The sequence below is a fragment of the Psychrobacter sp. 4Dc genome, assembly GCF_002836715.1.
In the GTDB taxonomy this organism is placed as follows: Bacteria; Pseudomonadota; Gammaproteobacteria; order Pseudomonadales; family Moraxellaceae; genus Psychrobacter.
Genome location: NZ_PJAT01000137.1, coordinates 1 through 1,281, shown reverse-complemented (window position 1 = coordinate 1,281; position 1,281 = coordinate 1). Strand labels below are relative to the sequence as shown.

The 1,281-nt window shown below is 46.4% G+C and carries 1 protein-coding gene and 1 other annotated feature; the gene reads right to left on the bottom strand.

Annotated features, from left to right (window positions below; all coding sequences use genetic code 11):
- Positions 1-11: 11 nt before the first annotated feature.
- A protein-coding gene (locus tag CXF61_RS12195; protein WP_406947643.1) for an IS3 family transposase occupies positions 12-1,231 on the bottom strand; the annotation gives its coding sequence in 2 pieces (ribosomal slippage) (positions 12-955 and positions 955-1,231; 1,221 coding nt in all).
- Positions 840-956 (bottom strand) — a sequence feature (AL1L pseudoknot). (Overlaps the previous gene by 117 nt.)
- Positions 1,232-1,281: the final 50 nt, after the last annotated feature.

Sequence of the window (1,281 nt, the reverse complement as noted above, 5' to 3'; positions counted from 1 at the left end):
TTTTACTTGAGTCAGGCAGCCATGCCTGACAGGGTTAAATTGTCATAATACCGCTTTTCAAACTCAAAAGGCGACACATAACCAATCGTGCTGTGCAAACGTGTTTTGTTGAACCAATCGACCCACTCTAAAGTAGCCAGTTCAACATCATTCACGCCTTGCCACTGCTGTTTTAAATAATCAATCACTTCCGTTTTATAAAGCCCGTTAACCGTTTCAGCTAACGCATTATCGTATGAATCGCCTGTTGTGCCAACAGAGGCAATGACGCCAGAATCAGCCATCTTATCAGTATAACGAATGGATAAATACTGAACCCCTCGATCACTATGATGAATCACAGCTTTAGGATTATTCCTATCTGTTATTGCCTGATTTAACGCCGCCATCACCATATCGGTATTCATACGATTAGAGACTTTCCAGCCCACAATAGCGCGGGCAAACACATCAATGATAAAAGCGGTATAGACCCAGCCGCTCATGGTCTTGATATAAGTGAAGTCCGCCACCCACAGCTGGTTAGGACGCTGGGCGTTAAAGTTACGATTAACCAAATCATCAGCGCGCTTCTGGTCATCACGGCTATTAGTCGTAATCTTACCTTTGCCACGCCAAACCCCTTGCAGCTCATATTGCTTCATTAAACGCTCTACAGTACACCGAGCAACCTGTAGCCCGTCCGCTTTCATCTGTTGCCAGACCTTACGAGCGCCATAGCGGCATTTGCTGTCCTGCCAGATGCGTTTAATCTCGCTAATATAATAGTCGTCATGCTGACTGCGTAGTGAGCGCTTGTCAGGGCACTCTTCTAAGTCTTTAGCACGGTGATAGGTTGACGGGGCAATCGGTAGTACTCTACAAATCAGCTCGATCCCATATTCTTGCTTGTTAACATCAATAAAATCGACCATTATTTCGGTGGGCGGTCGAGCTCCGCCTGGGCGAAAAAAGCGGCAGCCTTACGTATAATCTCGTTGGCTTGCTTGAGTTCTCTATTCTCGCGCTCGAGATCCTTAATACGCTGCTCTTGACTTTGAGCTTGCACATTTGCAGGAATGGTTTGATCGATGTGCTTTTTATGCCACGAGCGTAGAGTTTCAGGTGTGCAGCCAATCTTAGGGGCAATGGCTTGAATCGCTGACCAGGTGGAGGGATAGTCATTTGCTGATTCAATGAGCATGCGAACGGCGCGTTCTTTAATCTCAGGAGTGTAGTTTCGTGTTTTCATTGTCGTATTCTCTCAGAATGTTGAGTCTCCGACAATCCCGGGGCGGTTCA